Annotated in this window: 22 protein-coding genes; 5 read left to right on the top strand and 17 right to left on the bottom strand. The window is 71.5% G+C overall.

The window, feature by feature from the left end:
- Positions 1 to 141: 141 nt before the first annotated feature.
- From ACFY0F_RS20740 to ACFY0F_RS20720, 5 genes are all read right to left on the bottom strand, one after another.
- The gene (locus tag ACFY0F_RS20740; RefSeq protein WP_388795971.1) at positions 142 to 1719 is read right to left on the bottom strand and encodes a PucR family transcriptional regulator; all 1578 of its coding nucleotides are present in this window, start codon (positions 1717 to 1719) and stop codon (positions 142 to 144) included.
- A 48-nt stretch (positions 1720 to 1767) separates the two neighbouring features.
- On the bottom strand, positions 1768 to 3054 hold the full coding sequence (locus tag ACFY0F_RS20735) for an aspartate aminotransferase family protein (protein WP_388795968.1): 1287 nt from the start codon (positions 3052 to 3054) through the stop codon (positions 1768 to 1770).
- The gene (locus ACFY0F_RS20730) at positions 3051 to 3893 is read right to left on the bottom strand and encodes a nitrilase-related carbon-nitrogen hydrolase (protein WP_388795965.1); all 843 of its coding nucleotides are present in this window, start codon (positions 3891 to 3893) and stop codon (positions 3051 to 3053) included. Before ACFY0F_RS20730 ends, ACFY0F_RS20735 begins: the two co-directional genes overlap by 4 nt.
- Positions 3894 to 4065: 172 nt before the next feature.
- Positions 4066 to 5850, bottom strand: a complete 1785-nt coding sequence (locus tag ACFY0F_RS20725; protein WP_388795962.1) for a hypothetical protein — start codon at positions 5848 to 5850, stop codon at positions 4066 to 4068.
- Between the two features lie 146 nt (positions 5851 to 5996).
- Positions 5997 to 6248 (bottom strand): helix-turn-helix domain-containing protein, encoded by a 252-nt coding sequence (locus ACFY0F_RS20720; RefSeq protein WP_388795959.1) that lies wholly within the window; start codon positions 6246 to 6248, stop codon positions 5997 to 5999.
- Between the two features lie 180 nt (positions 6249 to 6428).
- Here ACFY0F_RS20720 and ACFY0F_RS20715 point away from each other — a divergent pair, with 180 nt between their 5' ends.
- Entirely contained in the window at positions 6429 to 8984 is a 2556-nt protein-coding gene (locus ACFY0F_RS20715; protein ID WP_388795956.1) for an ATP-dependent Clp protease ATP-binding subunit, read from the top strand.
- A gap of 17 nt (positions 8985 to 9001) precedes the next feature.
- Here ACFY0F_RS20715 and ggt read toward each other — a convergent pair whose 3' ends face one another.
- Positions 9002 to 10801 (bottom strand): gamma-glutamyltransferase, encoded by a 1800-nt coding sequence (ggt, locus tag ACFY0F_RS20710; RefSeq protein ID WP_388795953.1) that lies wholly within the window; start codon positions 10799 to 10801, stop codon positions 9002 to 9004.
- A 104-nt stretch (positions 10802 to 10905) separates the two neighbouring features.
- On the opposite strand from ggt, the gene ACFY0F_RS20705 reads away from it, so the two are divergent.
- Positions 10906 to 11664 (top strand): hypothetical protein, encoded by a 759-nt coding sequence (locus tag ACFY0F_RS20705; protein WP_388795950.1) that lies wholly within the window; start codon positions 10906 to 10908, stop codon positions 11662 to 11664.
- A gap of 116 nt (positions 11665 to 11780) precedes the next feature.
- The gene (locus ACFY0F_RS20700; RefSeq protein WP_388795947.1) at positions 11781 to 13349 is read left to right on the top strand and encodes an alpha/beta fold hydrolase; all 1569 of its coding nucleotides are present in this window, start codon (positions 11781 to 11783) and stop codon (positions 13347 to 13349) included.
- Between the two features lie 173 nt (positions 13350 to 13522).
- Here the strand turns inward: ACFY0F_RS20700 and ACFY0F_RS20695 are convergent, their stop codons facing one another.
- The 7 genes from ACFY0F_RS20695 to ACFY0F_RS20665 all read right to left on the bottom strand — a co-directional run bounded on the left by ACFY0F_RS20695 (position 13523) and on the right by ACFY0F_RS20665 (position 20888).
- Positions 13523 to 14416, bottom strand: a complete 894-nt coding sequence (locus ACFY0F_RS20695) for a neutral zinc metallopeptidase (RefSeq protein WP_388795944.1) — start codon at positions 14414 to 14416, stop codon at positions 13523 to 13525.
- Between the two features lie 122 nt (positions 14417 to 14538).
- Entirely contained in the window at positions 14539 to 14955 is a 417-nt protein-coding gene (locus ACFY0F_RS20690; protein WP_388795941.1) for a DUF6278 family protein, read from the bottom strand.
- A 71-nt stretch (positions 14956 to 15026) separates the two neighbouring features.
- A complete protein-coding gene (locus tag ACFY0F_RS20685) occupies positions 15027 to 15806 on the bottom strand; it encodes an exodeoxyribonuclease III (RefSeq protein WP_388795938.1) in 780 nt (259 codons plus the stop codon).
- A 52-nt stretch (positions 15807 to 15858) separates the two neighbouring features.
- Positions 15859 to 16494 (bottom strand): MBL fold metallo-hydrolase, encoded by a 636-nt coding sequence (locus tag ACFY0F_RS20680; RefSeq protein WP_388795935.1) that lies wholly within the window; start codon positions 16492 to 16494, stop codon positions 15859 to 15861.
- A 38-nt stretch (positions 16495 to 16532) separates the two neighbouring features.
- Positions 16533 to 17828 (bottom strand): 4-carboxymuconolactone decarboxylase, encoded by a 1296-nt coding sequence (gene pcaC, locus ACFY0F_RS20675; RefSeq protein ID WP_388795932.1) that lies wholly within the window; start codon positions 17826 to 17828, stop codon positions 16533 to 16535.
- Positions 17829 to 17860: 32 nt separating this feature from the next.
- Entirely contained in the window at positions 17861 to 18958 is a 1098-nt protein-coding gene (locus ACFY0F_RS20670) for an IS110 family transposase (protein ID WP_388795929.1), read from the bottom strand.
- A gap of 724 nt (positions 18959 to 19682) precedes the next feature.
- Positions 19683 to 20888 (bottom strand): PP2C family protein-serine/threonine phosphatase, encoded by a 1206-nt coding sequence (locus tag ACFY0F_RS20665; protein ID WP_388795926.1) that lies wholly within the window; start codon positions 20886 to 20888, stop codon positions 19683 to 19685.
- A gap of 1743 nt (positions 20889 to 22631) precedes the next feature.
- Here ACFY0F_RS20665 and ACFY0F_RS20660 point away from each other — a divergent pair.
- Positions 22632 to 22889, top strand: coding sequence for an ANTAR domain-containing protein (locus ACFY0F_RS20660; protein ID WP_388795923.1), 258 nt, complete (start codon positions 22632 to 22634; stop codon positions 22887 to 22889).
- A gap of 397 nt (positions 22890 to 23286) precedes the next feature.
- On the opposite strand, the gene ACFY0F_RS20655 is transcribed toward ACFY0F_RS20660, so the two are convergent.
- The 4 genes from ACFY0F_RS20655 to ACFY0F_RS20640 form a co-directional block, all read right to left on the bottom strand.
- Complete coding sequence (locus ACFY0F_RS20655) at positions 23287 to 23508, bottom strand: hypothetical protein (RefSeq protein WP_158926425.1); 222 nt, start codon at positions 23506 to 23508, stop codon at positions 23287 to 23289.
- Between the two features lie 98 nt (positions 23509 to 23606).
- A complete protein-coding gene (locus ACFY0F_RS20650; protein ID WP_366838078.1) occupies positions 23607 to 23975 on the bottom strand; it encodes a hypothetical protein in 369 nt (122 codons plus the stop codon).
- The gene (locus ACFY0F_RS20645; protein ID WP_388795919.1) at positions 23972 to 24643 is read right to left on the bottom strand and encodes a hypothetical protein; all 672 of its coding nucleotides are present in this window, start codon (positions 24641 to 24643) and stop codon (positions 23972 to 23974) included. Before ACFY0F_RS20645 ends, ACFY0F_RS20650 begins: the two co-directional genes overlap by 4 nt.
- The gene (locus ACFY0F_RS20640; protein ID WP_171151366.1) at positions 24634 to 25209 is read right to left on the bottom strand and encodes an RNA polymerase sigma factor; all 576 of its coding nucleotides are present in this window, start codon (positions 25207 to 25209) and stop codon (positions 24634 to 24636) included. The genes ACFY0F_RS20645 and ACFY0F_RS20640 overlap by 10 nt, the downstream gene beginning before the upstream one ends.
- A 153-nt stretch (positions 25210 to 25362) precedes the next feature.
- Between ACFY0F_RS20640 and ACFY0F_RS20635 the strand changes: the two genes are divergently transcribed.
- On the top strand, positions 25363 to 25854 hold the full coding sequence (locus tag ACFY0F_RS20635; protein ID WP_388795916.1) for an Asp23/Gls24 family envelope stress response protein: 492 nt from the start codon (positions 25363 to 25365) through the stop codon (positions 25852 to 25854).
- Positions 25855 to 25864: the final 10 nt, after the last annotated feature.

Here is a 25864-nt window from a genome sequence, read left to right as displayed (position 1 = left end):
GCTCGGTGTGCGAGAACAGTAGGAAGTCCGAAAACCGGCTTTGAGTGGCACGGTGTCACGTCTGCGGGCGTGCGGCGTGCCACGGTGTCACTCTTGCGCGAGCCCATGTTTCACCGCCGTTTTCGCAGGTCGTCGTAGGTTTCAGCCCTGTTGCGCGTCGTGCGCGAGGAGTGCGATGTGCACGGATGCGGCCTGCTCGAAGTCGTCGAGGTCGACACCGAGCCGGCCCTGTATCGCTTCCAGCCGGCGGTAGAGCGCGGGCCGGGAGACGTGGTGGAGCTGGGCGGTGCGGGACTTGTTGCGCCCGGTGGCCAGATAGGTGCGCAGTACGGACAGCAGGTCGTCGTCGGACGGGCACAGCAGCCCGTCCAGCTCCCGCTCCGCGAACGACTGCACATGCGGGTCGTCCCGGAGCAGCCGGACCAGGCCGCGCAGATGGACGTCCCTGAGGCGGACCACGGCCGGGAGGTCGAGGGCGGCCGAGGAGTCGGCCACGGCGTCGGCGACGTGCCGGGCCTCGCGCAGCCCCGCGGGCACGTCGTCCCAGGCGGTGCGCGGATCGGCGGCGGCGACCACCGTGCGGGCCCGACCGGACTCGGTGCGCAGCCGGGCCGCGAAGTGCGCCGCGAGGGCCTCGGCGTCCTGGTCCCGGGGGAGGCTGAGGAGCACGGCGGTGGCGTCGTCGGCGAGCTCGGCGACGATCCCCGGCAGACCCAGCAGCCGCAGCATGCGGTCGAGTCCCGCGGGTTCCGCGGCCCGCACGACGAGCGGCACGAACGTGCGCCGGTTGACCGGCAGCCCGGCGGCGCGTGCCCGGGGCAGCAGCTGGCGGGCCGGTACGACGCCGGAGACCAGGTCGGTGAGCAGGCTCTGCGCGGACTGCTCCTCCCAGGTGTGGGCCGAGCCGCCGCCGAGCATGCGGTGCAGGACGAGCGCCTCCGCGGCGCGGTCGGCGAGCAGCCGTCCGGTGGCGGTGTCGCCGCGGTGGCCGCACAGCACGATCCACCCCCACCGCTCGCCCCGCCCGCCGAGGTCGGCGCGGATCCAGCCGTCGCCCGCGGCGCCGCCGGCCTGCCGGGCGATGCGTTCCCAGTCGCGCAGTACGTCGTCCACGGCGGACCGCTCCCCCGCCGTGGCCAGGACGCGGTGGGCGAGGTTGGTGACGACGACGGGGCAGCCGCTGTGCTGGGCCACCTCGTCCAGGAGCCGTTGCAGCGGGGCGCCCGCGGTGATGAGCCCGGTGAGGGCCGTGCGTACCGCCTCCGACAGGCTCACGGCGGCGAACTTCCGGCGCACCAGCCGGGACTGCACCTCCTCGGTCAGTTCGGCGAACGGGAACGGGCGGTGCAGCACGACCAGGGGCAGCCCGCACCGTTCGGCGGCCCGGCGCATCACCTCCGGAGGGGCGGGGAAGGCCCGGCCGAGCCCGAGGACGACGGCCGCGGCCTCCGCGCGGTGCAGCGACTGGATGTACTCGGCCTGCTTGCCCTCGTCGCCGGCGAGCAGCACTCCGGTGGTGAGCACCATCTCGCCGCCGCTGAGCATCACGCCGACGTCGGGCGCCTCGGCGACGTGCACCCAGCGCACGGGCCGGTCGAGCCGGTCGGCGCCGGCCACCACCTCCGGTTCCCCGGCGAGCACCCGTTCCAGGCCGAGGACCTGCCGTACCGACAGGGCGGGTTCCAGGCTCTGCAGGGTCTCGAAGGTGGTGGTGGCCATGGCCGTCTTTCCCTTGCTCGAGTGCCGCCGGGCGCGGCCCAGCCGGTGCTACCAGATGCTCCGCAGAGCGTTTTCGAGGATCGCGGCGCCCTCCTCGGCCTCCGCGACGGTCAGGGACAGCGGGGGTGCGATGCGCAGGGCGCTGGTGTTGTGGCCGCCGCCCTTGCCGATGAGCAGCCCGTCGGCGCGGGCCGCCTCCAGCACCGCGGCGGCCGCCTGCGGGTCGGCCCGGTCGGTCCCGGGTTTCACCAGTTCGACGCCGATCATCAGTCCGCGTCCGCGTACCTCCCGTACGCCGGGAAGCTGGGCGGCGACGGCCCGCAGCCGCTCGATCAGCAGGCCGCCGACCCGCCGGGCGTTGCCCTGCAGGTCGTGTTCCAGCAGGTACGTCAGGTTGGCCAGGCCCGCCGCCATGGTGATCTGGGTGCCGCCGAAGGTGGCGATGCTGTTGGCGTCCAGGCAGTTCATGATCTCGGCACGGGCGACGACCCCGCCGATGGACATGCCGTTGCCGATGCCCTTGGCGAAGGTGAGGAGGTCCGGCGGTCCGCTGCGGCCGTGCGCCTGCCAGCCCCAGAAGTGGTCGCCGGTGCGGCCCCAGCCGGTCTGCACCTCGTCGGCGATCCACAGGATGCCCTGCTCGCGCAGGACCTCGCGGAAGGCGGCGTACAGGCCGTCGGGCGGGGAGGTGAAGCCGCCGACACCCTGGACGGGCTCGGCGATCAGGGCGGCGGGCGGGCGGGTGTGCCCGAGGAGGTCCCGCAGGTCCTCGACGCAGGCTGCGGTGAACTCCTCGTCGCTCAGCGCGGCGTACGGGCCTCGGGTGCGGACGCCGCCGTGGACGTACAGGGTCTGCAGCGGGGACAGGGAGGTCGGGGACCAGCCGCGGTTGCCGGTGATGCCGACCGCGCTGAAGGAGCGGCCGTGGTAGCTGTTGCGCATCGCCAGGATGGTGTTGCTGCGCCGGTAGGTGGTGGCGAGCAGCAGGGCCGTGTCGTTGGCCTCGGTGCCGGAGGTGGTGAAGAACACCCGGGCGTCCGGGATGCCGGACAACTGGGCGATGCGCTCGGCGAGTTCGACCATCGGCCGGTTGAGGTAGAGGGTCGAGGAGTGGATGATCCGTCCGGCCTGCTCGCTGACCGCCTTCGTCACCTCGGGCAGCGCGTGCGCGGTCATGGTGGTCAGGATGCCGCCGAAGAAGTCGAGGTAGCGCTTGCCGGAGGTGTCCCAGACGTACCGGCCCTCGCCGTGGGTGAGCTCGATCGGCTCCTCGTAGTAGAGGGCGAGCCAGTCGGGCAGGACGGCCCGGTGGCGGCCCAGCAGGTCCTTGGTCACGGCTGCACCAGCCCTTCGTAGGCGTCGGGGCGGCGGTCGCGGTAGAACGCCCACGTCTGCCGCACCTCTTCGATGAGGTCGAAGTCGAGGTCCCGGACGACGAGTTCCTCCTTGCTGTCGCTCGCGGGTTCCCCCACGAACTGTCCGCGGGGGTCGACGAAGTAGCTGGTGCCGTAGAAGTCGTTGTCGCCGTATTCCTCCATGCCGACCCGGTTGATCGCGGCGACGAAGTACTCGTTGGCGACGGCCGCGGCCGGCTGCTCCAGCCGCCACAGGTGGGAGGACAGCCCGCGGTGGGTGGCGGACGGGTTGTACACGAGCTGGGCGCCGTTCAGACCGAGCTGCCGCCAGCCCTCCGGGAAGTGCCGGTCGTAGCAGATGTACACGCCGACCTTGCCGACGGCGGTGTCGAAGACGGGCCAGCCGAGGTTGCCCGGCTTGAAGTAGTACTTCTCCCAGAAGCCCTTGACCTGCGGGATGTGGTGTTTGCGGTACTTGCCGAGGTAGCTGCCGTCGGCGTCGATCACCGCCGCGGTGTTGTAGTAGAAGCCCGACTGCTCGATCTCGAACACCGGGACGACGATCACCATGCCGGTCTCGCGGGCCAGCTCCCGCATCCGGCCGACCGTCGGCCCGTCGGGCACCGGCTCGGCCCAGCGGTAGTGCTCCGGCTCCTGGACCTGGCAGAAGTAGGGTGCGTTGAACACTTCCTGGAACCCGATGACCTTGGTGCCCTGCCGGGCGGCCTCGCGGGCGTGCTCCTCGTGTTTGGCCACCATGGACGCGGTGTCACCGGTCCAGGTGGCCTGGACCAGTGCGGCGCGGACGACGTTCGTCATGAGCTGCTCCTTGGACGGGACGTTCATCCCTCTACGCCCGTAGAGGCGGGGCCGTAGAGGGACGAACGTAAGCCTCCCCGACGGCCTTGCCAAGACCATCGTCGTCAACCCGCTGGGTCGATCGTGTTTCACACTCCAGTGGACGATCTGCGGGCGGCGGGCGCCATGGCACTCAGGCGGCGAATCCGGCGACCCGGACGGCGTGCAGCACGTCCCAGTGCCGCTCCTGCGAGACGTCCCGCGCGGCCTGGAGCAGCAGCGGCACCAGACGCCGCGGGTCGACCGCGACGCCGCGGGCGGCCTCCTCGGGGGTGCGGACCCGGACGTAGGCGTCCAGCAGGACGCGCACCTCGCGCTCGCGGCCCTCGGCGTCCAGCGCCAGCAGCGCCTCGCCGATCTCGGCGGCGGGCCGGGCGACACCCTGCCGCAGGATGTGCTGCCCGTCGGCGGAGCGGCCCGCCGCCGCCAGCGCGTCGGCCGCGGCCACCAGCCGGTCGGCGGGCAGCGAGGCGGCCTCCCACAGCAGGGTCGCCCAGTCCGCGCCGAGCCCGGCGCGCTCGAGTTCCGCCGCGAGCAGCGGGAAGCGGGCGGCGGGCCAGTACGCGGCCTCGGCCAGCAGGGCGTGCGCCTCGCCGCTGCGGCCCTCGGCCCGGAGCCGTACGAGGCTCTCCACGGCCCCGCCGACGGCCTGCTCGGCCTGCGGGTCGGGGCCGGCCCCGCTCCGCGGCTGCGGCCGCCGCACCTCCTCCGCGGCCGCTCCGGCGAACCGGGCGCCGCGCGGGGTACGCCGGGGCGCGGGAACCGGGTCGGCGGCGAGTGGCGGCACCGGCGCCTGCGGTACGACGACCGGCGCGACCTCGGCCTCGGCCATCCCGGCGAACCGCGCACCGCCTCGGCGGCGCTTGCGCTGTCGGGCAGGGGCGGGCTCGGGGGCGGGGGCCGGTTCCGGTTCGGGTGCGCGGGCGGGCCCGGACGGAGCGGGGTGATCCTGGTCGGGTACCGGCGCGCGGGCGGGGCGGCGGAAGGCGTGGAAGGCGGTGTCGGGGGCGTTGGCCTGCTGGAGGTCGCCTGCCGGGTCGTGCGAAGGGCGGGGGGCACCCGCTCCCGCTCCCGCAGCGCCCCTGGCCGGGTCCGGGTCCGGGTCCGGGGCGTGGTGGGCGTGGGACGGGTCGGCCTGGGAGCGGGGCGTCCGGTGGCGGATGCGGTACTCGCGGAGGAAGCCCTCCGTCGTGGTGTGCTGCGGAAGGCCGTCCGAGGGGCGGCGGCCCGGAGCGCGGTCGTCGAGGCCGCCGACCGTGCCGTGTGCCGGATACCGGTCCGTCGGGGCGCCCGTCGAAGGATCGCCGGAGCCGCCCGGCGGGAGGCCGCCCGATGCCGCCCACGCCGGCGGCACTCGATGGCCTGCCGGCCCGGCCGGGGCCACCCGTACCGCCCGCCGGTCCAGGTCCGCCATCCGGTCCAGGTCCGCCATCCGGGCGCGCAGTTCCGCGCACCGCGCGGTGGCGCGTTCATGGTCGTCGCGGGCCCAGGCGAGGTCGAGGCGGAGCGCGTCGGCCTCCTCCGGGACGGCGGCCGCGGCCAGCAGTCGGCCCAGTTCGGCCTGCCGTTCGGCGGCGTACCGCTGCTCGCGCAGCATCACGTCGAGCCGGTCGCCCAGTTCGTCCCGGGCTCCCGGCCGGGCGTCGTGGGCGGCGAGGGCGGCCACGTGCAGAACCCGGGCCCGTTCGCGCTCCGCGTCCGCCGCCGCGGTGCCGTACGCCCCCGCGAGATCGTGCAGAAGTGCCTCCACGACGTCCCACGGCGGCACCTCACGCCCGGCGAGACAGGCCCGCATACCGTCGGGGTCACGCTGCCAGAACACCCCGCACCAGCCGCCGCCCTGGTCCAGGCGTGCCAGCAGATCGTCCAGGTAGTTCATGAACTCCCGCACCCGCTCGGGGAGTTGATCCACAGCCATCGCCCAACTCCCACCAGACCGGAGCACTCGGGTCGGTAGGCAACACCAGGCGTGTTACGGGCAGGCTACGGGCGGTTTTCCACGGGTGTTCCGAAGGCGCACTTAACGGGATCTTGACCCGTCGGCGGTGTCCCGGGCGCCGCGCGTCACACCACGACCGGCGTGCACCGGTCCGCCACCTCGTCCATCGACAGCCCGAGCACCCGGGCCAGCGCGGCCACCGTGAAGAACGCCGGGGTCGGAGCGCGGCCCGTCTCGATCTTGCGGAGGGTCTCGGCCGAGATGCCCGCCTCGGCCGCGACGTCCGTCATGCTCCGGGCGCCGCGCGCGTCACGGAGCAACCGGCCGAGCCGCTCGCCGCGTTCACGCTCTTCGGGGGTGAGGGGGTTACGCACCATGCGACCATTCTAATACCGGTATAACAATTGGCGCCGGTGGAAATGAAAGCGGAAGTGAGGAGGTACGAGACCCCGTCGGCCAGAACATGCCGCCCCAAACAGAACATGCCATCGTGGCATGAGCGCCCCCCTATCCGGTTACCCGGCGGGAGCCAGACGTCAGCGAAGGAACGGAAAGCGATGACCAGCGGTTTCATCGGCCCGGAGGGCGATCCCTTCGGTGAATTCCTCGCCCGCTTCTTCGGCGGAGCCGGCCCGAACCCGGGCCCACGCCAGATCGACATCGGCCGTCTGCTGAGCCAGCCGGCGCGGGAACTGGTGCGAGGCGCGGCCCAGTACGCCGCCGAGCACGGCAGCCGGGATCTGGACACGCAGCACCTGCTGCGCGCGGCGCTCACCGCGGAGCCCACCCGCAGCCTGCTCAGCCGGGCCGGCGCGGACCCGGACTCGCTCGCGACGGAGATCGACGCACGGTCGGGTCCGGCCCAGCACCCGCCGGGCGAGACGCCTCCCCCGACGACGATGTCCCTGACCCCGGCCGCCAAGCGCGCCCTGCTGGACGCGCACGACCTGGCCCGGTCCCGCGGCGCGGGATACATCGGCCCCGAGCACGTGCTGAGCGCGCTGGCCGCCAACCCCGACTCGGCCGCGGGGCACATCCTGCACGCGGCCCGGTTCGGATCCTCGGCGATGCCCCCGGAGACGCCCGAGAGCGACCGGACGCGGACCGCCGAACGGCAGCGGCCCACCTCGACGCCGACGCTGGACAAGTACAGCCGCGATCTGACCGACCTGGCCCGGCAGGGGGGCATCGACCCCGTGATCGGGCGGGAGGACGAGATCGAGCAGACCATCGAGGTGCTCTCCCGCCGCGGCAAGAACAACCCGGTGCTGATCGGTGACGCGGGTGTCGGCAAGACCGCCATCGTGGAGGGGCTGGCCCAGCGCATCGCCGACGGGGAGGTCCCCGACGTGCTGAGCGGGCGTCGGCTGGTCGCCCTGGACCTGACCGGGGTGGTCGCGGGCACCCGTTACCGAGGCGACTTCGAGGAGCGGCTGAACAACATCGTCGGCGAGATCCGCGCCCACTCCGACCAGCTGATCGTCTTCATCGACGAGCTGCACACCGTCGTCGGCGCCGGCGGCGGCGGTGAGGGCGGGCAGATGGACGCGGCCAACATCCTCAAGCCCGCGCTGGCCCGCGGCGAGCTGCACATCGTCGGCGCGACCACGCTGGAGGAGTTCCGGCGGATCGAGAAGGACGCGGCGCTCGCCCGCCGGTTCCAGCCGATCCTGGTGCCCGAGCCGACGGTCGCCGACGCGATCGAGATCCTGCGCGGACTGCGCGACCGGTACGAGGCCCACCACCAGGTCCGTTACACCGACGAGGCGCTGGTGGCCGCCGTGGAGCTGTCCGACCGCTACCTCGCCGACCGCCGTCTGCCGGACAAGGCGATCGACCTGATCGACCAGGCGGGCGCCCGGGTGCGGCTGGGCGCCCGGACCAAGGGCACGGACGTACGCGCCCTGGAGCGTGAGCTGGAGCAGCTCACCCGGGACAAGGACCAGGCGGTCGCGGACGAGCGATATGAGCAGGCCACGCAGTTGCGTGACCGGATCGCCGAGCTGAAGCAGCGGATCGCGGAGACCTCCGGCGAGGACCGGGCCGACGAGGGCCAGGACCTCCAGGTGACGGCCGAGGCCATCGCCGAGGTGGTGTCCCGGCAGACCGGCGTCCCGGTCAGCCGCCTCACCCAGGAGGAGAAGGAACGGCTGCTCGGCCTGGAGGAGCACCTGCACCAGCGGGTGGTCGGCCAGGACGAGGCGGTCGGCGTGGTCGCGGAGGCGGTGCTGCGCTCGCGCGCCGGGCTGGCGAGCCCCGACCGGCCGATCGGCAGCTTCATGTTCCTGGGCCCGACCGGCGTCGGCAAGACCGAGCTGGCCCGGGCGCTGGCGGAGGCGCTGTTCGGCAGCGAGGACCGGATGGTCCGCCTCGACATGAGCGAGTACCAGGAGCGGCACACCGTCTCCCGGCTGGTCGGCGCCCCGCCCGGGTACGTCGGCCACGAGGAGGCCGGCCAGCTCACCGAGGTGGTGCGCAGGCACCCGTACTCGCTGCTGCTGCTGGACGAGGTGGAGAAGGCGCACCCGGACGTCTTCAACATCCTGCTGCAGGTGTTGGACGACGGTCGACTGACCGACTCGCAGGGCCGCACGGTGGACTTCAGCAACACCGTCATCGTGATGACCAGCAACCTCGGTTCGGAGGCGATCACCCGGCGCGGTGCCGGGATCGGGTTCGGGCCGTCGGGTGCGGAGGCGGACGAGGAGGCGCGGCGGGAGCAGATCCTCAGGCCGCTGCGCGAGCACTTCAGGCCGGAGTTCCTCAACCGCGTCGACGAGATCGTCGTCTTCCGCCAGCTGACCGCCGAGCAGCTGCGCCAGATCACCGACCTGCTGCTGGGGCGGACCCGCCGGCTGCTGACCGCGCAGGGCGTGGCGGTGGACTTCACCGACGCGGCCGTGGGCTGGCTCGCCGAGCGCGGCTACCAGCCGGAGTACGGCGCCCGGCCACTGCGCCGCACCATCCAGCGGGAGGTCGACAACCAGCTCTCACGGCTGCTGCTCGACGGCCGAGTCGAGGAGGGCAGCCGGGTGACGGTGGACGTCGAGGACGGGCGGCTGGTGTTCCGCGTCGCGGACCTCGCCGAACAGCCACCCGTTCCCGAGCTGTAGGGATCCCGTGGCCCCGGTTACGGCGCCGGGTCCACCACCATGGCCGAGCCGCCGCCACGCCGTACCTTCTCGGCGGCGGCCAGCCACTTCCCTTCGCCCAGCCGCTGTACGCCGGTCGCCGCGCCGATCTCCGGGTTGAGTTTGAAACTGTGGCCGATGGCCTCCAGCTTCGCCCTGAGGTCACTGTCGTAGAGCCCGGGTTCGAGTTCCGTCTGGGCCGCGTTGCGCTGGCTGGCGCGCGGTGCGGCGATGGCGTCCACCAGGGGCAGATGCCGGTCGAGGAACCCGGTCAGGGTCTGCAGCACGGTGGTGATGATGGTCGCGCCGCCGGGCGAACCCACCGCCACCACGGGCTTGTTGTGCCCGTCCAGCACGATGGTCGGCGAGATCGACGACCGCGGCCGCTTGCCGGGCCCGGGCAGGTTCGGGTCGTGCACGGCCGGGTTGGCCGGGGCGAAGGAGAAGTCGGTCAGCTCGTTGTTCAGCAGGAACCCGCGGCCGGGCACCGTGATGGCGCTGCCGCCGGTCTGCTCGATGGTGAGCGTGTAGGAGACGACGTCGCCCCACTTGTCGGCGACGGTCAGATGGGTGGTGTTCTCGCCCTCGTACGTCGTCGGGGCCGCCTTGCCACCGGTGCCGCAGGCCGCGGGGTGGCGCGGGTCGCCGGGGGCGACCGGGCTGGTGAGGACGGCGTGGTCCTTGATCAGGCAGGCGCGTGAGTCGGCGAAGCGCTGCGAGAGCAGTTCCTTCGTGGGCACGTCCTCGAAGGCGGGGTCGCCCACCCAGCGTCCCCGGTCGGCGAAGGCGATGCGGCTCGCCTCGATGAAGTGGTGCAGGTACTGCACCTCGCTCGCCTTGGAGAGGTCGGTGTGCTCCAGGATGTTGAGGGCCTCGCCGACCGTGGTGCCGCCCGAGGAGGAGGGGGCGATGGAGTACACCTGCAGGCCGCGGTACGAGGTCCTGGTCGGCGCCTGGAGCTTGGCCCGGTAGACGGCGAGGTCCTTGGCGGACAGCTTGCCGGGGCGGGCGTTCCAGCCCGAGTTCTTGTCGACCGGCGGATTGTCGACCGTGGACACGATGTCCTTGCCGAGGTCGCCGTGGTAGATCGCGCCGACGCCCTTCTTCGCCAGTTCCTCGTAGGTACGGGCGAGTTCCGGGTTCTTGAAGGTGGAGCCGACGACGGGGAGCTGTCCGTGCGGCAGGAACAGCTTGGCCGTGTCCGGGAAGTAGCGGAAGCGGGTCTCGTTGGACGCCGTCTGCGAGCGGAAGGTGTCGTCCACGGTGAAGCCGTCGCGGGCGATCCTCTCGGCGGGCTTCAGGACCGTGCCGAGCTTTCTGCTGCCCCAGTTGTCCAGTGCCGTCTGCCAGGTGGCGGGCGTGCCGGGCGTGCCGACGCTGAGGCCGCTGCTGACGGCGTCGGCGAAGGCCAGCGGTTTGCCGTTCTCCAGGAAGAGGTCGGAGCCGGCGGTCAGCGGGGCGGTCTCACGGCCGTCGATCGTATGCACTGTGCGGGATTTGGCGTTGTAGTAGACGAAGTAGCCGCCTCCGCCGATGCCGGAGGAGTAGGGCTCGGTGACCCCGAGGGCGGCGGCCGTGGCGACGGCGGCGTCGACGGCGTTGCCGCCCTTCCTGAGGACCTCGATGCCGGCCGCGGAGGCGTCCGCGTCGACGCTGGCGACCGCGCCGCCGTAGCCGACGGCCACCGGGACCTTCTGCGGGGCCTCGCTCACGGTGGACGGTGGGGCTGCCGCACCCACCGACACCACGGCGGCCGAGACCGCCAGGACCGACAGTTTCCGCGCGACAGGGCGACGCATCCGCACCTCCAGCCAGAGACGGTCCGCGCAGCCTAATGCATCGTCATGAAGCCGTCATCGGTGTCTCGAACGCGGGTACGGCCGAGCCGCTAGCATGCGCGGCCATGAACGACGACGTGCGCAACATCGTCCTGGGTGTGGTGGCCGCGGGCATCAGTGCCGCGCTGGGCTGGATCGCCCGAACGTACCTGTGGAGGCGCAAGCTCCGCCGCAAGCAGGAGTTCTTCGGCCTGCCGGACAACTCCGAGTCGCTCCTGGTGGTCAACCGGGGTGCGGGCGGCCCGGAGTTGTCGGTCATGCGCTACGACGTGTTCGCACTCCTGGAACTCGCCGCCCTGATCAAGGACTGCAACGCCCACGCCCAGATCCTCCCGCACGACACGGCGCGCCAGGGGTTCGGCGAGCGCACCGAGTTCTGCGTGGGCGGCCCGGCCTCCAACCGCCGCATGACGGCCCACCTCGCCTCGCTGCTCCCCGGTGTACGGGTGAACGTCGACGCCGAACCGGGCCCGGACCGCGGGGCGTTCCAGATCGGTTCCGAGCGGTACCGGCTGGACGTCGGCAGGGAGGAGTACGTGCTCCTCGCCCGGCTCACCGCGGGCCGGAACCAGAACACCCGTCCCGTCTTCCTCCTCTGCGGTCAGACCGCGATCACCAACCAGGCCGCCGCCCGCTACCTCGCGCGCAACCACGAGCGGCTGTCGCGCCGGAACGGCGCCGGCTCCTTCGTGCTCCTGCTGAAGGTCCTCAACTCCGAGGCCTACGGGCCGGACGTCGTCGAGCTCGTCGCGGACGTGACGCGGACCGCGCAGGCGCCCCTGCCCGAGGCCGCGGCGCCACGCAACTCCCACCGGGCACCCTGAATATCTTCACACCGCAACAATCTTTACCCGTACGTAACTTACCGGCGGGTTACCTTCGGTAAGGAACCCCGGTTACCGTCTGGTCACTTTGCACTGACACGAGTGAGGAGTGGCCCGTGGGAAACCGTCGTCAGGCCCTGCGTACGACCGCCGTGGGCGCCGTCTCCGCCACGCTGATCGCCGGTGGCGCCCTCGGGCTCGCCCCGGCCGCGCAGGCGGCGCACAGCGGTGTGCGCTTCGTCGACATCGCCGGTGAGGGCGGCACGCCGCTCAAGGCGAACGTCGTGACGCCCGCGGACGCCGACGGCTCCCGCAGCTACCCGCTGATCGTGCTGCCCACGAGCTGGGGCCTGCCGCAGGCCGAGTACCTCGCCCAGGCCCAGAAGCTCGCCGACTCCGGGTACGTCGTCCTCACGTACAACGTGCGCGGGTTCTGGCAGTCCGGCGGCGAGATAGAAGTGGCGGGGCCGCCCGACACGGCCGACGCCTCCAAGGTGATCGACTGGGCGCTCGCCAACACCCCCGCCGACCCGGAGCACGTGGGGATGGCGGGGGTCTCCTACGGCGCCGGCATCAGCCTCCTGGCCGCCGCGCACGACAGGCGGATCAAGGCCGTCGCCGCGCTGAGCGGCTGGGCGGACCTGATCGGCTCCATCTACTCCGGCCGCACCCAGCACGTGCAGGCCGCCGCCCTGCTGGACGGCGCGGCCACCGTCACCGGCCGGGAGGGCCCCGAAGTCCGTCAGGTCTTCGACGACTTCTACGCCTCGAACCTGGCGCAGGAGCCCGAGCTCGTGGCCTGGGGAAAGAAACGTTCCGCCGACACCTACATCGACGATCTGAACAAGAACGGCGCGGCCGTGATGCTGGCGGGCGCCTGGGGCGACAGCATCTTCCCGGCGAACCAGTACGCCGACTTCTACCAGGGGCTGACCGGCCCCAAGCGGCTGGAACTGCGCCCCGGCGACCATGCCACCGCCGAACTGACGGGCCTGTTCGGGCTGCCCAACGACGTGTGGACCGACACCGGGCGCTGGTTCGACCACTACCTCAAGGGCGCGGACAACGGCATCGACCGCGAGCAGCCGGTCCAGCTGAAGTCCCGTACGGCGGGCGGCTATGAGGGCTACCCGGACTGGAAGTCGGTCACCGCCACCCGCCGGAAGATCGCCCTCGCGGGCTCCACCACCATCCACGCGAACGTCGACTCGGGCGCGGACGGCGGGGTCGTCTTCCTCACCGGCATCCTCGACCAGGTGGCCAAGCTGCCGCCCGTCGCGTCCCTGCCGCTGCTGCCCCGCCGCTGGGCCGCGGTCTGGCAGTCCGAGAAGTACGCCGACGCGCAGCAGGTGCGCGGAACCGCGCAGCTGCACACCACGCTCACCCCGACCAAGGAGAGCGGCACCCTCGTCGCCTACTTGTACGACGTGGGGCCGCTCGGCCTCGGCAAGCTGGTCACCCACGCGCCGTACACCTGGCACGGACGGACGCCCGGCCAGTCGTTCGACGTCGACCTGGACCTGTTCTCCACGGCCTACGACGTTCCGGCCGGGCACCGCCTCGCCCTGGTCGTCGACACGGTGGACCCGCTCTACATCGAGCACAACCCGTCCGGCGCGCAGCTGACCTTCTCCTCACCCGCGGAAGACCCGTCCTACGTGTCCGTACCGCTGCGCGAGCAGTGATCGCCGGCTGCCGCCGGCCGGGTCTGGCTCGGTGAACTGCCACCCCATGAAGGGAACATCCTATGCGACGACCGCCGGGCGGGCGCCCGGCCGGTGGTCGTCGTCGCGTGACAAGCCCGGTTCGGCGGTGCGACAGGACTCCCAGCAGGGCGCCGGCGACGAAGGCGTGCGGGTCAGGCGGTGGTCTTCCAGTACTTCGCCACGCACGCGGCGGGAGTGCGGGGCGCGTACCGGCCGGGAATGCCGTTGAACCCCACGAGTACCGCGTTCATGCGTTCTTCGGGCGTGCCATGGTGGTCGGGAGAGTTGTAGTCGTAATCGCCGATCGACCTCAGCGCGATGACCGACTCGTTCACGTCATGGGGCGTGATGTGGGTATGAGCCGCCCAGACGCCCGCCATACAGTCCGCGAGCAACTCGTTCCACTTCCCTGTGGGATTCGGGTAAGTGACCCAGCGCTGCTGGAACTGCCAACGCAGTTCGTCCGTCACATAGTGCGCGTACTCGTGCGCGACGATGATGGCCGCGGAATGGTCGCCCGCCTCTCGGGAAGGGATCCGCTTCCCGAAGATGTCGCCCTCCCACACCTTTTGCAGCGTGGTGACGGGCAAATAGATGGTGCCCGCGCCGGCGGGGGACCGTTGGTCGGCGCCGCAGAAGACGGCGTTGGGGGTGTCGTACCGGATGACGATCACTCGCGCCGGCTCCTGGCACTGCGACACGGCACGCCCCTGCTGCGGTGTGACCAGCACAGAGGTCAGCTTCCGGTGGGGCAGACCGAGCCGCTTGAAGAAGTCTCCCCACGTCGCGTCCAGGTCGCTGATCACGTTGCGCAGATAGGCGGCGACCTCCTCAGTGGTCGGCCGGTCCCGGTCCTCGGCAGCGGTGGTGCCGTCTTTTCCCCGCGGCAACTGCAGGTGATTCAGCTCTGTCGTCAGTTCCTTGGCGGAAAGCACGGCAGGTGTCGCGATGCCTCCCGCGGAACCGGATATGGCGGGGGCGCACCCGAATGTGCCTGCCAGGAGCCCGAGGCTCACGGCGAGGCGTATGTGCGGTGAGGGCTTCATGCTTCTGGTCTAAGCCGTGCGGCTGGATACGGCACGGTACGGCTGCCATTCGGGTGAGCAGAACGTGAACCCGATCCGCAGGAAAGCAGGGGGAAATCACGGCACCGACAAGTGCGGCATCTCTAGGCCTCGGCCACCTCGGCGTAGAGCTGTGACAGCTCGGGAACTCCGCTGGCGGCCCATTCGTGGCCGGAGTCGACGACGTCGAACTCGCGGCCGGACGGCAATCGCACGACGGGGCCGCCCGGCCGGATGTCCCAGACGGCGCCGGGCACGGTGCGGACGATCACTGTGCCCAGGTAGAAACCCGCGTCGTTGCCCAGCCAGGGCAGGATCTCCTCGTCGTCGCGCCAGCGCGGCAGCACCTGGTCGAGCGCCTCCAACGAGGCGGGGGTGTCGTCCAGTCGGACTCCGACCGCCCTCGCCTGGGAGCGCAGCAGCTCACACTCGGAGAGGAGGTCGGCGACGCCCTCGGGGTCGGCGGGGAGCACCGCCTCCCCGGTCTTGGAGTGCCGGTGGCCCAGGAAAGGGATGTTCATACGTCCAGCCTGGCACTCGCACCGCCGTACGCACCACAGGGTGGACGTGGGTGGCGTGTCCCCACGCCCGGCTACACGTCCAGGTCGACCACGACCGGGGCATGATCGGAGGCGCCCTTGCCCTTGCGTTCCTCACGGTCCACGTAGGCGTCCTTCACGGCCCCGGCGAACGGCGCGTTGCCGTACACCAGGTCGATGCGCATGCCGCGGTTCTTGGGGAAGCAGAGCTGGCGGTAGTCCCAGTACGTGAAGGGGTGGTCGTACTTCAGCGGCCGCGGGACGACGTCGGACAGGCCCGCCTCCCGCAGCGAGGCCAGCGCGGCGCGCTCCGCGGCGGTGACGTGGGTGCTGCCCTCGAAGGCGGACACGTCGAAGACGTCGTCGTCGGTCGGCGCCACGTTGTAGTCGCCCAGCACCGCGAACGGGCGGCTGCCGCCCGCGTCGTCGGCGACGGCGGCCTTCAGGGCCTCGAACCACCGGAGCTTGTAGGCGTAGTGCGGGTGGTCCACCTCGCGGCCGTTGGGCACGTACACCGACCAGACCCGGACCGGCCCGCAGGTGGCGGAGATCGCCCGGGGCTCCACCGCGCCGTCGTAGCCGGGGTCGCCGGGCAGGCCCTTGACGACGTCCTCCAGGCCGACGCGGGAGAGCACCGCCACGCCGTTCCACCGGCCCGTGGCGTGCACCGCCGCCTCGTAGCCCAGCTCGCGCAGCTGGTCGAACGGGAACTGTTCCTCGGCGATCTTGGCCTCCTGCAGGCAGAGCACGTCGGTGCCGCTGCTCTCCAGCCAGGCCAGCAGCCTCGGGAGGCGGGCGGTGATCGAGTTCACGTTCCAGGTCGCGATGCGCATGTCTCACAACCTACCGGGCGGGTCCGACAACGCGTCCCGCCCGGTGCGAGGCTCAGAGCTCCGCCGACTCCCCCGGGGCCAGCCGCAGGTGGTCGGAGCCGCCGAGGGTGCCGATCTGGCGGTCGTAGATCGGGCGGGCGAGATCGGTGAGCAGGCTGTCGTGGATGTCGTACGCCCGCCGCGGGCGCACCTCGCGGACGTAGTCGATGACCTCGGAGATCTTGTTCCACGGGGCCATGACCGGCAGCATCAGCGTCTCGATCGGCAGGCCGGGGACGGTGAGGGCGTCGCCGGGGTGGAAGACCTTGCCGCCGTCGACGGCATAGCCGACGTTGGTGATGCGCGGGATGTCCGGGTGGATCACCGCGTGCAGTTCGCCGTGGACCTGCACGTCGAAGCCGGCGGCGGTGAACGTGTCGCCGTGGCCGACGGTGTGCACCCGGCCCGGGAAGGCCGCGGAGAGCTGGTCGGCGACCGACTTCAGGGTCCAGATCTCGACGGCCGGGTCGGCCTCCAGCGCGGTCCGCAGCCGGCCCTCGTCGAAGTGGTCCGGGTGCTCGTGCGTGACCAGGACGGCGTCGGCGCCGGCGGCGGCATCCTGCTCGCTGAAGCCGCCCGGATCGATGACGAGCGTCCGCCCGTCCTTCTCGAGCCGGACGCAGGCGTGGGACATCTTCGTGAGCTTCATGACTTCCATCCTGCCTGCCGCGGTGCCGCGCGGGCGCGTCACCCCTCGGGTGTGGTCTCCTCCCGGATGGCCTGCTGAGCCACCCGGAAGGCGCCGGCCGCCGCCGGTACGCCGCAGTAGACGGCCGCCTGCAGCAGCACCTCCTTGATCTCGCCCGGGGTCAGACCGTTGCGCAGGGCGGCCCTGGTGTGGGAGGCGAGCTCCTCCAGGTGGCCGCCGGCGACCAGCGCGGTGAGCGTGACGCAGCTCCGGGTGCGGCGGTCGAGACCGGGACGGTCCCAGACCTCCCCCCACGCGTACCGGGTGACGAGCTCCTGGAAGTCCCCGGAGAACTCGTCGGCCTGGGCGAGCGCGCGGTCCACGTGCGCGTCGCCGAGCACCTCCCGGCGGACCTTCAGACCCGCGTCGTAGGGATCGGCACGTCCGGGGAGCTGCTCGGGTACGGCGGCCGGGACGGCCTCGGCGACGGGCGCGGGCTGCACCGGCATGGCCGGGACCGGCTGGAGGGGGGCCGCCGGGACGGCCGTCTGACCGGTGGCGGGCTCGTGGACGGGCTGCCAGGCGGTCGAGAAGTGTCTGACCAGCAGGTCGGTGACGGCCGCGGGCTGCTCCACGGGGACCAGGTGGGAGGCGCCCGGGACGACCGCGAGCCGGGCGTCGGGGATGCCGGCGACCAGGGTGCGGGCCTCGGCCGGTCCGGTGACCTGGTCGTCGGAACCGACCAGGACCAGGGTCGGCACCCCGACGCGGCCCAGTTCCGGCCGCACGTCGAACCCGGCGAGCGCCTCGCAGGCGGCGACGTAGCAACCGGGGTCGGTGGTGCGCACCATCTGCACGGCCCACTCGGTGATCGCGGGCTGGGCGGCGGCGAACCCGCCGGTGAACCAGCGGTCGGGCGAGGTACGGGCGATGGGGTCGAGCCCGTTGGTCCGTACGATCACTCCACGCTGGCGGAACTCGTCGGCCGTGCCGAACCGCGGCGAGGCGGCGACCAGCGCCAGCGAGGCCAGCCGCTCCGGGTGGCGCAGCGCCAGCTCGATACCGACCGCGCCGCCGAGCGCACAGCCCGCGTAGCCGAAGCGGTGCACGCCGAGCCCGTCCAGCGTGGCCAGCAGCCGCGCGGTCAGCTCGGAGACCGAACCGGCCGGCTGCGCCGGCGCGCCCCCGTGTCCGGGCAGGTCGTACCGGAAGACCCGCCACTGCCGGGTCAGCTCGGGGACCTGGCGGTCCCACATGTGCCATGTGGTACCCAGTGAGGGACCCAAGATCAGGACCGGAGCGTCTTCTGGCCCGTCAAAGCGGTATTGCAGGGTGTTCGGGGGTGTCTCACTCACGCCCCAGACCCTCTCACGTCTCACGGACGCCCCTATAACGAGGGGACGCCGGATACCGGTCTGACCAGGTTGAAGACCTCTCGGGCGGCATATCGCTTGAGGCATCGGATGATCTCGCGTCGGGTCTTGCCCTCCTGGGTGCGGCGTTCGTAGTACGCCCGGGTGCGTGGGTCGTGGCGCAGGCGGGTGAAGACGATACGGTGCAGGGCCGCGTTGGCCTGGCGGTCGCCGCCGTGGTTGAGCCGGCGCGTGCGCCGCCGACCAGAGGAGTACTCGATGGGACTGACTCCGCAAAGGGCAGCAAAGGACGCCTCGGTGTTCAGCCGCTCGGGGTTGTCTCCCATAGTGATCAGGAGAGTGACGGCGCTGTCCGGGCCGATGCCCACCGGTACGAGCAGTTGCGGCGCGTGGCGTTCGACGAGTCGGGTCAGGCGTTGGTTCAGCTCGTTGATCTGCCCGGTGAGCTGTTCGATGCGTTCGGCGAGCATGCGTAATGTCATGTGGGTGGCCTGGACCACCGCGTCCTCGTCTCCCCCACCATCGGGTGGGCTGAGGGTCGCGCAGGTGCGGAACAGCTCGGCATTGCCCAAGCTCGACAACCGTTCCCGCAGGGCGGGGTCGGCGATCACCAGGACGGCCTTGAGCTGGTTGATCGCCTGTGTGCGGGCCTTGACCGCGGAGTCCTTGGCGAGTTTGTAGATCCGGGCGCCTTGCACGGGTCCGTCGCCGGACTTGGCCTGGGCCCGGGTGCGACCGCTGAGCACGGCTCGCGCTGCGGCCTGCGCATCGAGCGGGTCCGACTTGCCGAGCAGACGGCGGGCTGTGCGGTCAGGCCGATTCACTTCGAACACCTTGACATGCTGGGCCAGCAGGTAGCGGGACAGGCCCGCGCCGAAGGTACCGGTGCCCTCCACACCGGCCCGGCGCACCGTCCCCCGCCTGCGGGCCCACACGAGCAGCCGACGGTAGCCGGCCACCGTCGCCGGAAAGGACTCGGTGCCAAGGACCTTCCCCAGCGGGGACACCACGGCGGCGACATGCACCTCACCGTGCGTGTCCACGCCGAGCACGATTTCTCTCCGCACGGGAGGATCCGTACTGGAGGAGGTGCTGCGCTGTCTGGTCGTCATGGTGGTTCGCCTCCCGCAGGGTGACACGCTGAGTGGATGGCACCGGCCCGCTCGGGCGGTCTGAACCGTGATGGCGCCTGGAACTCGGCAAGGCCCCTATTGGGACACGCCCTGTGGCTCGGTGACAGCAGAAGCCAGCCCGCAACGACGGTCGACAAGCCTGTGACTGGACACTTCGGTCAAAGATCTCAAGAGTCAGACCCTCGTCCGGGACGGCATCGCGCAACCGTCGCATCGATCCCGGCGTATCGGCATCTACCGACCACAGCCGGATGGCTTCGCCCGAACCAATGCCCAACCTGGCCGGAGCAGGCTGAGAATGAGCTGACTCCCCGCCCACTCGCGACCGGCAATGACAGACAGCCGTCTGGGCCGCCTTACGGTCGCCCTCCATCGGCCATCGCACGAACGGCTTCGAGCCCTCATTCTGGTGCACGGTTGTCCGCAAGTCATGGCGCGGGCTGCCAAAGAGGCTGCCTAGCAACTCGGCAAAGGCACCGGCGAGTGCTTGGGAACTCGGTCTACTCGAGTAACGGGGAACAGCAGCACCGCACGAAGGGGCGCCCGCGTGGAAGGCATGGCGCATGTGGGCGCTGCCGGACCCGATGCTCGCGGCCCCCGCCACCGACCCGGCGCCGCCCGATGGGTGGGCCGCCGAGGAGAAGTGGGACGGTTCTCCAGACACCTCGTGATGTCTCATTCGCGTTGGCACCGTTCACCCAGGTCACGACTGGTCCTTCGTGCGTGCGGCTGAGGCTTGCCGGGTGTCTGCGCCGCTGCTGACGTGCCGCTGGGTCTCCTGGGGGCCGTGCCAGTCCAGGCAGACGGCGGTGGCATCGTCTTCGAGCCGGCCGTCGGCGGCGTCCCGGACCGCGGACGTCAGCGCCAGCGCGGTCTCCCTCGGGTGCAGATTCCGGGTGCACCCCAGCAGGGCGGGCAGATCGACCTTCTCTCCGTGACGTTCGAGCATGCCGTCGGTGAACATGAGCAGACGGTCACCGGGCCGCAGGTCGAGGTCCTGCACACGGTACGGGTGGGGAGTCAGCTCAGACAGCCCGAAGGGATGGTCCACCTCGCAGGTGATCGCCTCCACAGCCCCGTCGCGCATGCGCAGCGGCCAGGGATGACCGGCGTTGACGAACCGGGCCCGCCCGGTATGGAGATTGATGCGCAGGAGCTGCCCGGTGGCATGACCGTGGCCGTGTTCGATCAGTGCCTGGTCTGCCCGGTGGGCCTGTTCGCCCAGGCCGGTGCCCGCCCGGCGGGCACCGCGCAGGGCGCCCACCAGGACCGTGGCGGCCAGGGCGGAATCCATGTCGTGGCCCATGGGATCGGTCACCGACACGTGCAAGGTGTCGCGGTCCACGGTGTAGTCGAAGGTGTCGCCGCTGAGGTCCTCGGAGGGCTCCAGGTTCCCGCACAGGGTGAACTGTGCGGCCTCGCACGACAGCGACAGGGGCAGCAGCTGGTACTGGATTTCAGCTGCCAGGGTGGCCGGCTTGGAGCGTTTGCCCCAGGTGTAGAGATCGGTGAAGCGGCCGTTGGCGATCACGATGTAGGCCAGGATGTGGGCGGCTTCCCCGACTGCGTCGAGCACGTCCTCGCCAGGGCCGGTCGGCAGGAGCAGTTCCAGCAGCCCGATCGCATCCCCGCGGTTGGTGACGGGCACGATCACCCGCTGCCCCTCGCCGGTCGCGTCCTGATACAGGCGCTGGGTACGGATCACCTCCTCGTAGACACTGCCGAACAGGGGAACCCGCTCGGCCTGCCGCCCACCTTGAGTGGGAGCGGTGGACAGCCGAGCCACCGCCTTCCCTGTCAGGTCCACGATGAGGAAAGAGACCTTAGTGGCCTCGAAACGCCGCCGCAGGTCCTCCGCGATCACGTCGACGGCGTCCGCCGGCGCCGCTGTCTCCGCTGCTGTCAGCAATCGGGTGAGCCCACTTTGTCCACCGCTCACGACCGCAATCCCTTCCGCAACCCCCCACCAGCTTGGTAATAACCGCAGTGAGCGTCAATCCGTGAACAGTCACGCTCCGGCGTTCGCCCGCGGACGGGGCCGCCACGGCTGTTCTGTACAAAAGCGGCTCGACGGGCCCATGTCTTAGGAGACACGCCAGAGTCTGGAGAACGATCGCTGGAGAGCGCTGCTCTCTCTGGATGCCGGGCGTTTGGTGTTGCGCTATCGCAGGGGCAGGAACCTCGCACCGTCCTTCCCCGAGGTTCGTTCCGGGCACGGTCCAGCTGCCGACGCGACGGCCCTGGACGGCGAGCTGGTCGTACGGGAAGTCCAGCAGGCTCGCCTTCGAGCGGCTCCGGGGTCGCCTCCAGCGGCGCGGTGCCGGCACTGCCCGGCTCGCCGAGCAGTGGCCCGCCCACTTCGTCGCCTTCGACTTGTTGCGCCTGGCGGGCACCGACACGACCAGGTGGCCGTACGCGGGCGCCAGGGCGGCTGCTCCGGAACGCCTTTTTGCCGAACAGAACCTCACCACGCCGTGGGCGCTGTGCCCGTCGTTCCCCCGCTGACCTGGGGATTCACGAAACTGCGGACAGGGCCCTGAAAGCGGCCAGGGCAACTTGTCGCCCCAGCCGGACGGGTGCCGACCCGCAGGTCCACCGCGGCCCGGTCGGTGAGGCGGGGAGCAAGGCTGCGGCTGAACCGGGCGAGGGCCTCGTCCACCTCCAGAGTCTGACCGAGCACGTCACGTCGGGACCAGCCGTCCGTCACCACGCAGGCACCTGTCGTCGTCCCCGCGTGCCGCACGCCTCTCGGCCAGCGCCCACAACAGCGGGCAGCGCTCCCGCGGGACGAGGGCACCTCCCGGGTCACGATGGCACAGATCGTGCGTGGAACTCCCCGTCGCCACCCGCCACACCAACGGCGGGGCCATGGGCGCCATCGCGGGGCGCCGTCACTGCGGTCACGTCAGCGGCTCCCCCGGCTCGTTGGCTGAACCGGAGGAGCCTGAGTCGAGCCGGCCCCATGGATGCGCTGCTGAACGCGGCCCACCTCCGGGTCCCCCTCCCGAGTCCCCCGCACCCGAATGCCTGCCGCGATGTCCGACAGGCGCTCAATCGGAGCCGCGACCGGTCGTGCGCAGAACCCCGGGAGGAGGGGATGCTCTGGGACGCCACGATCAGGACGTCTTTTTCCGGCTGCGGTTGATGCACTCCGAACGCACGGCCGTCCGCGTCGGCACCGGGGAGCCTCGAACCGACTCTGAAGACGGTCAGCCGAGCCAGGACGACACCACCCGGCCTCGTGATCCTGCCCCGGCGTCTGGTGGTCGAGCAGTCCTTCGCCCGATCAGGCGCGCCCGCAGGCACCGCGACCATGGACGGAACATCCCTCGATCCGAGCGGTACTGATCGTCGCAGGGCGGGCCCACCGTCATGGCCGAGTTGAAACCTGAGTGAGCTCCGCTCCAACGGCCGCTGCGCGCCGTGGAACGGGATGCACGAAAACGGCAACCTGGGGTAATAGTCGAACTGTCGTCCTCGCAATTCCGTACGGCACCGGCGACCCGGACGGGAAACCCGAGGTCTGGGATGTGACCATGATGGAAGACTCTTCGAACGGCACCCCGATGCGGACTCTTCGAACGGCACCCCGATGCGGCTCGAGGGGCACTTGGTTCCGGCACGGACACCGCTCCTGAACAAGATCAGCGAGTTGCAGACGGAAATCGGTCAGCTGCAGGAGGCCGTCGTCTCCCACACCGTGGTGGACCAAGCGATCGGTGTGGTCATCACCCTCGGTGGCCTGCGTCCCGAGCAGGGCTTCCAACTGCTACGAGAGGTCTCACAGCACACCAATAGAAAACTGCGGCAGGTCTCCGAACTGATCGTGGAGTGGGTACACAGCGAACAGCTGCCCGATGAGATCCGCACCTCCCTGGACAAGGCACTGGCCACCGCACGGTCCATCTGAACGCAGCACAGCTCTGCCGCCCGCGTTCCGAGCCGGACGGCAGGGCGGGCGGACGGTTGAATGCCAGCTCACTTCCGAACCCGCACGCGACGCGACCTCCGCTCAACGCGTCCCCGAACCCATCTGACCAAAACGTCGCACGCCAGACTTACCGGCGGTCGCTGATGACGCACGCTCCGGAGCACTCGCCGGCGTGCCCGCAAGGGCCCCACGATCACGGAGTCTCCCCCGAGTCGCGCGAACGGTTGCGTGGTTGCCGTGTGCAGCGGATCGGACGCCTCCTGCGCGGTCGGCAGCCGCCCGGCCGACAACAGGAGCGGGCCGGCGCCGTGAAGCACCCGGGACAGCGGGCCCGTCGCCGTCTCCGGCACCGGCGGCAACGGTCCCGTCAGGCCGGTCAGGGCCGCGTCGGGGTCAAACAGACCCGCTCGGCGGCGCCGTCCTCGTCCACCAGACCGGCCGCGGACCAGTCGGCCAGTCCCGGCACCAGCACGCGGCACACCCGTCTGAGCCCCTCGACCGCGTCCAGCGTGCTCGACAGCGCCGCCGCGCTCCGGGTGGCGAACGCCAGCTGGTCGAGCGCCGCTCGCAGCGCCGCGTCCGCGTCATCCTCGTCCATGGCGACCACCTGCCCGCCTGGTGGCCCCGCGGCCGCTTCCGCCCTGGGAAACCAGCTTGCCGAACGACGGTTCGTGGGGCCTGTGCCCGCGCCGCCGCTCATGCCGCGTCGCGCCAGGCGGCGATACCGGTCACCGTGACCGCGACGGTGACCGGCTCCGCGGCACCGTGGGTGGCGAGGTGGGTGACGAGGGCGGCTGTCACCCGGTCGTGGACGATTCGGGCGATGTCCAGCGCCCGCCGACCCTCCGTCAGGACGCAGCGCACCTCGATGTGCCATCCCGAACCGTCCGGCGCCCGGTCGGCGCGTACGCCGGCCTCAGGTGGCGTGGTGTCCGCCCGGGCGGGCGCGGCGGCTGCCGCGAGGCGCCGGGCGAGGCGGGGCTGCAGGGCGGCCACGCCAGGAACCGCGAGGGCTGCCTCGGCCGCGACGCCGGGGAGCGCGGTGGTGCCGGTGGCGGTCATCATGCGCCACCGCCCGTCGGGAGGCGGGGACCGAGGGTCGATCCCGGTTCCAGTACGTCGGCCACGGTGATGTCGACGGCTGTCACCGTGAGCCCCAGGTCCTGTCCGGCCGAGTGGAGGACCGATCGGCGTACCTGGTGGACCCGGTCGGGCAGCGGGCGGTCGAGGGCGGCGGCCAGGGTCATGGTCACCCGCACGTCGGTGCCGTTGCCCTCGGGTACGAGCCGGCAGGTCGCGGCCCTGGCACCGGGGACCGTGTCCGCGGCCCGCCTCAGCACCTTGGCCGCGGCGCTCTCGGCGATCCGCAGGTCCCGGTCGGGGTCGGCCAGGGGCAGCAGCCGCCCGAACCGGACCTCTGCCCTGACGACGCCCATGACCCGGTCGGCGAGTGCGTGCAGGCCCGGAGGGTCCTCGTCGCGCAGCGTCCGGGCGGCCGCATTCACCGTGGCCAGTCCCTCGACCGCCTCTCGGCAGTATGGACAGGACACCGGGTGCGGGTCCGCGGCCGGTGGTGCGTCCCGCGCCTGTTCCCAGACCCGGCTGAGCAGGCGGCCGCAGGGCAGTACCTCATCGCCTGCGATCGGGGGCACGTCGGCGGCGGCCCAGCCGTTGCGGGGCCCGCCGGCTCCGGGCGGTTCGGGAGGCCGCGTGTGCGGGTCGTCTAGCGCCATGAGCCCATCGCCTCCTGCAGGGATCGGCGTGCCCTGAACAGTCTGCCGCGTACCGTCTGCTCGTCGGTACGCGTCACGTGCGCTATCTCCTTGTAGGGCAGGCCCTGCACCTCCCTCAGGATCCAGCAGACCCGCTGTCCGGCGTCCAGCTCGGCGAGCGCGCGGAACAGGGCGGCCATGGCCGCGTCCTCCTCGGCGGTCCGGGCGGGCTGGCTCCACGCGTCGCCCGCCGCGGGTTCGGCGACGGTGTCCAGGGAAAGAGGCGGCGGCCGTCGGTGGCACATGGTCTGGCAGCGGTTGACGGTGATCCGGTACATCCAGGTGTGGAACTCCGCCCTGTGGCGGTATTCCGGCAGGTGGCGCCAGGCGCTGACGAAGGCGTCCTGAACGGCCTCCTCGGCGTCCTGGGGGTTGCCCAGCATGCAACGGGCCAGGGTCAGCAGGGACCGGCTGTGCCGCTGGACGAGAACGGCGAAGGAGTCCTCGTCTCCCTCGGCCGCCCGTACCGCCAGCAGGCGGTCGGGCAGGTCGCACCCCAGTCGTGGGGAAGCAGTGCGTTCGATCATGACGCTCCCACGCAGGCTCGGAACGATCGTGTACCCCTGATACGAGTTGTGACGCACATCACATGTCAGACGCGTGAGGATTGTGCCGCCCGGTATGTCCAACGTTCGACGGGCACCATTCCGGTGTCCGGCCGACCGATCGAGGCGACCGCCATGACGGACAACATCACCAGCGTCGGCGGGGGCAGCCGGCCCGAAGCGGGCGTGAGCGCGCTCAAGGGCCGCACCGGGGCCGGGGCTCCGGCCGAGACACGGGGCAGGACCACCATCGCGGACGGTGTGGTGGCGAAGATCGCGGGCATGGCCGCCCGCGAGGTACCGGGCATCCACAGCCTGGGCGCGGGGATGGCCCGCGCCTTCGGCGCCATGCGCGAACGCGTCCCCGGCGCAGGCGGAGGCGGAGCGGTCACCCGCGGCGTCAAGGTCGAGGTCGGGGAACGGCAGGCCGCGGTGGACCTGGACGTCGTCGTCGAGTACGGCGTCTCCATCGTCGACGTCGCGGGCGGCGTACGCACCAATGTCATCAGCGCCGTGGAGCGGATGACGGGCCTGGAGGTCGTCGAGGTGAACATCGCCGTCGACGACGTCCACCTGCCCGACGACGAGGAGGAACAGACCGGACCGGACGAGGGCCGCGTGAGGTGACCGCTGCCGG

The organism is Streptomyces sp. NPDC001544 (assembly GCF_042894285.1).
Classification (GTDB): Bacteria; Actinomycetota; Actinomycetes; order Streptomycetales; family Streptomycetaceae; genus Streptomyces.
Note: the sequence above shows the minus strand (reverse complement) of the source record. Positions and strands in the feature narration are given on the sequence as shown.

Coding starts and splice junctions, on each gene's coding strand:
- ACFY0F_RS20640 (WP_171151366.1), bottom strand. CDS start 25,209: ATGATCGAACGCACTGCTTCCCCACGACTGGGGTGCGACCTGCCCGAC.
- ACFY0F_RS20725 (WP_388795962.1), bottom strand. CDS start 5,850: ATGGCTGTGGATCAACTCCCCGAGCGGGTGCGGGAGTTCATGAACTAC.
- ACFY0F_RS20650 (WP_366838078.1), bottom strand. CDS start 23,975: ATGATGACCGCCACCGGCACCACCGCGCTCCCCGGCGTCGCGGCCGAG.
- ggt (WP_388795953.1), bottom strand. CDS start 10,801: ATGCGTCGCCCTGTCGCGCGGAAACTGTCGGTCCTGGCGGTCTCGGCC.
- ACFY0F_RS20680 (WP_388795935.1), bottom strand. CDS start 16,494: ATGAAGCTCACGAAGATGTCCCACGCCTGCGTCCGGCTCGAGAAGGAC.
- ACFY0F_RS20715 (WP_388795956.1), top strand. CDS start 6,429: ATGACCAGCGGTTTCATCGGCCCGGAGGGCGATCCCTTCGGTGAATTC.
- ACFY0F_RS20705 (WP_388795950.1), top strand. CDS start 10,906: ATGAACGACGACGTGCGCAACATCGTCCTGGGTGTGGTGGCCGCGGGC.
- ACFY0F_RS20720 (WP_388795959.1), bottom strand. CDS start 6,248: ATGGTGCGTAACCCCCTCACCCCCGAAGAGCGTGAACGCGGCGAGCGG.
- ACFY0F_RS20730 (WP_388795965.1), bottom strand. CDS start 3,893: ATGACGAACGTCGTCCGCGCCGCACTGGTCCAGGCCACCTGGACCGGT.
- ACFY0F_RS20635 (WP_388795916.1), top strand. CDS start 25,363: ATGACGGACAACATCACCAGCGTCGGCGGGGGCAGCCGGCCCGAAGCG.
- ACFY0F_RS20690 (WP_388795941.1), bottom strand. CDS start 14,955: ATGAACATCCCTTTCCTGGGCCACCGGCACTCCAAGACCGGGGAGGCG.
- ACFY0F_RS20655 (WP_158926425.1), bottom strand. CDS start 23,508: ATGGACGAGGATGACGCGGACGCGGCGCTGCGAGCGGCGCTCGACCAG.
- ACFY0F_RS20685 (WP_388795938.1), bottom strand. CDS start 15,806: ATGCGCATCGCGACCTGGAACGTGAACTCGATCACCGCCCGCCTCCCG.
- ACFY0F_RS20740 (WP_388795971.1), bottom strand. CDS start 1,719: ATGGCCACCACCACCTTCGAGACCCTGCAGAGCCTGGAACCCGCCCTG.
- ACFY0F_RS20695 (WP_388795944.1), bottom strand. CDS start 14,416: ATGAAGCCCTCACCGCACATACGCCTCGCCGTGAGCCTCGGGCTCCTG.
- ACFY0F_RS20645 (WP_388795919.1), bottom strand. CDS start 24,643: ATGGCGCTAGACGACCCGCACACGCGGCCTCCCGAACCGCCCGGAGCC.
- ACFY0F_RS20670 (WP_388795929.1), bottom strand. CDS start 18,958: ATGACGACCAGACAGCGCAGCACCTCCTCCAGTACGGATCCTCCCGTG.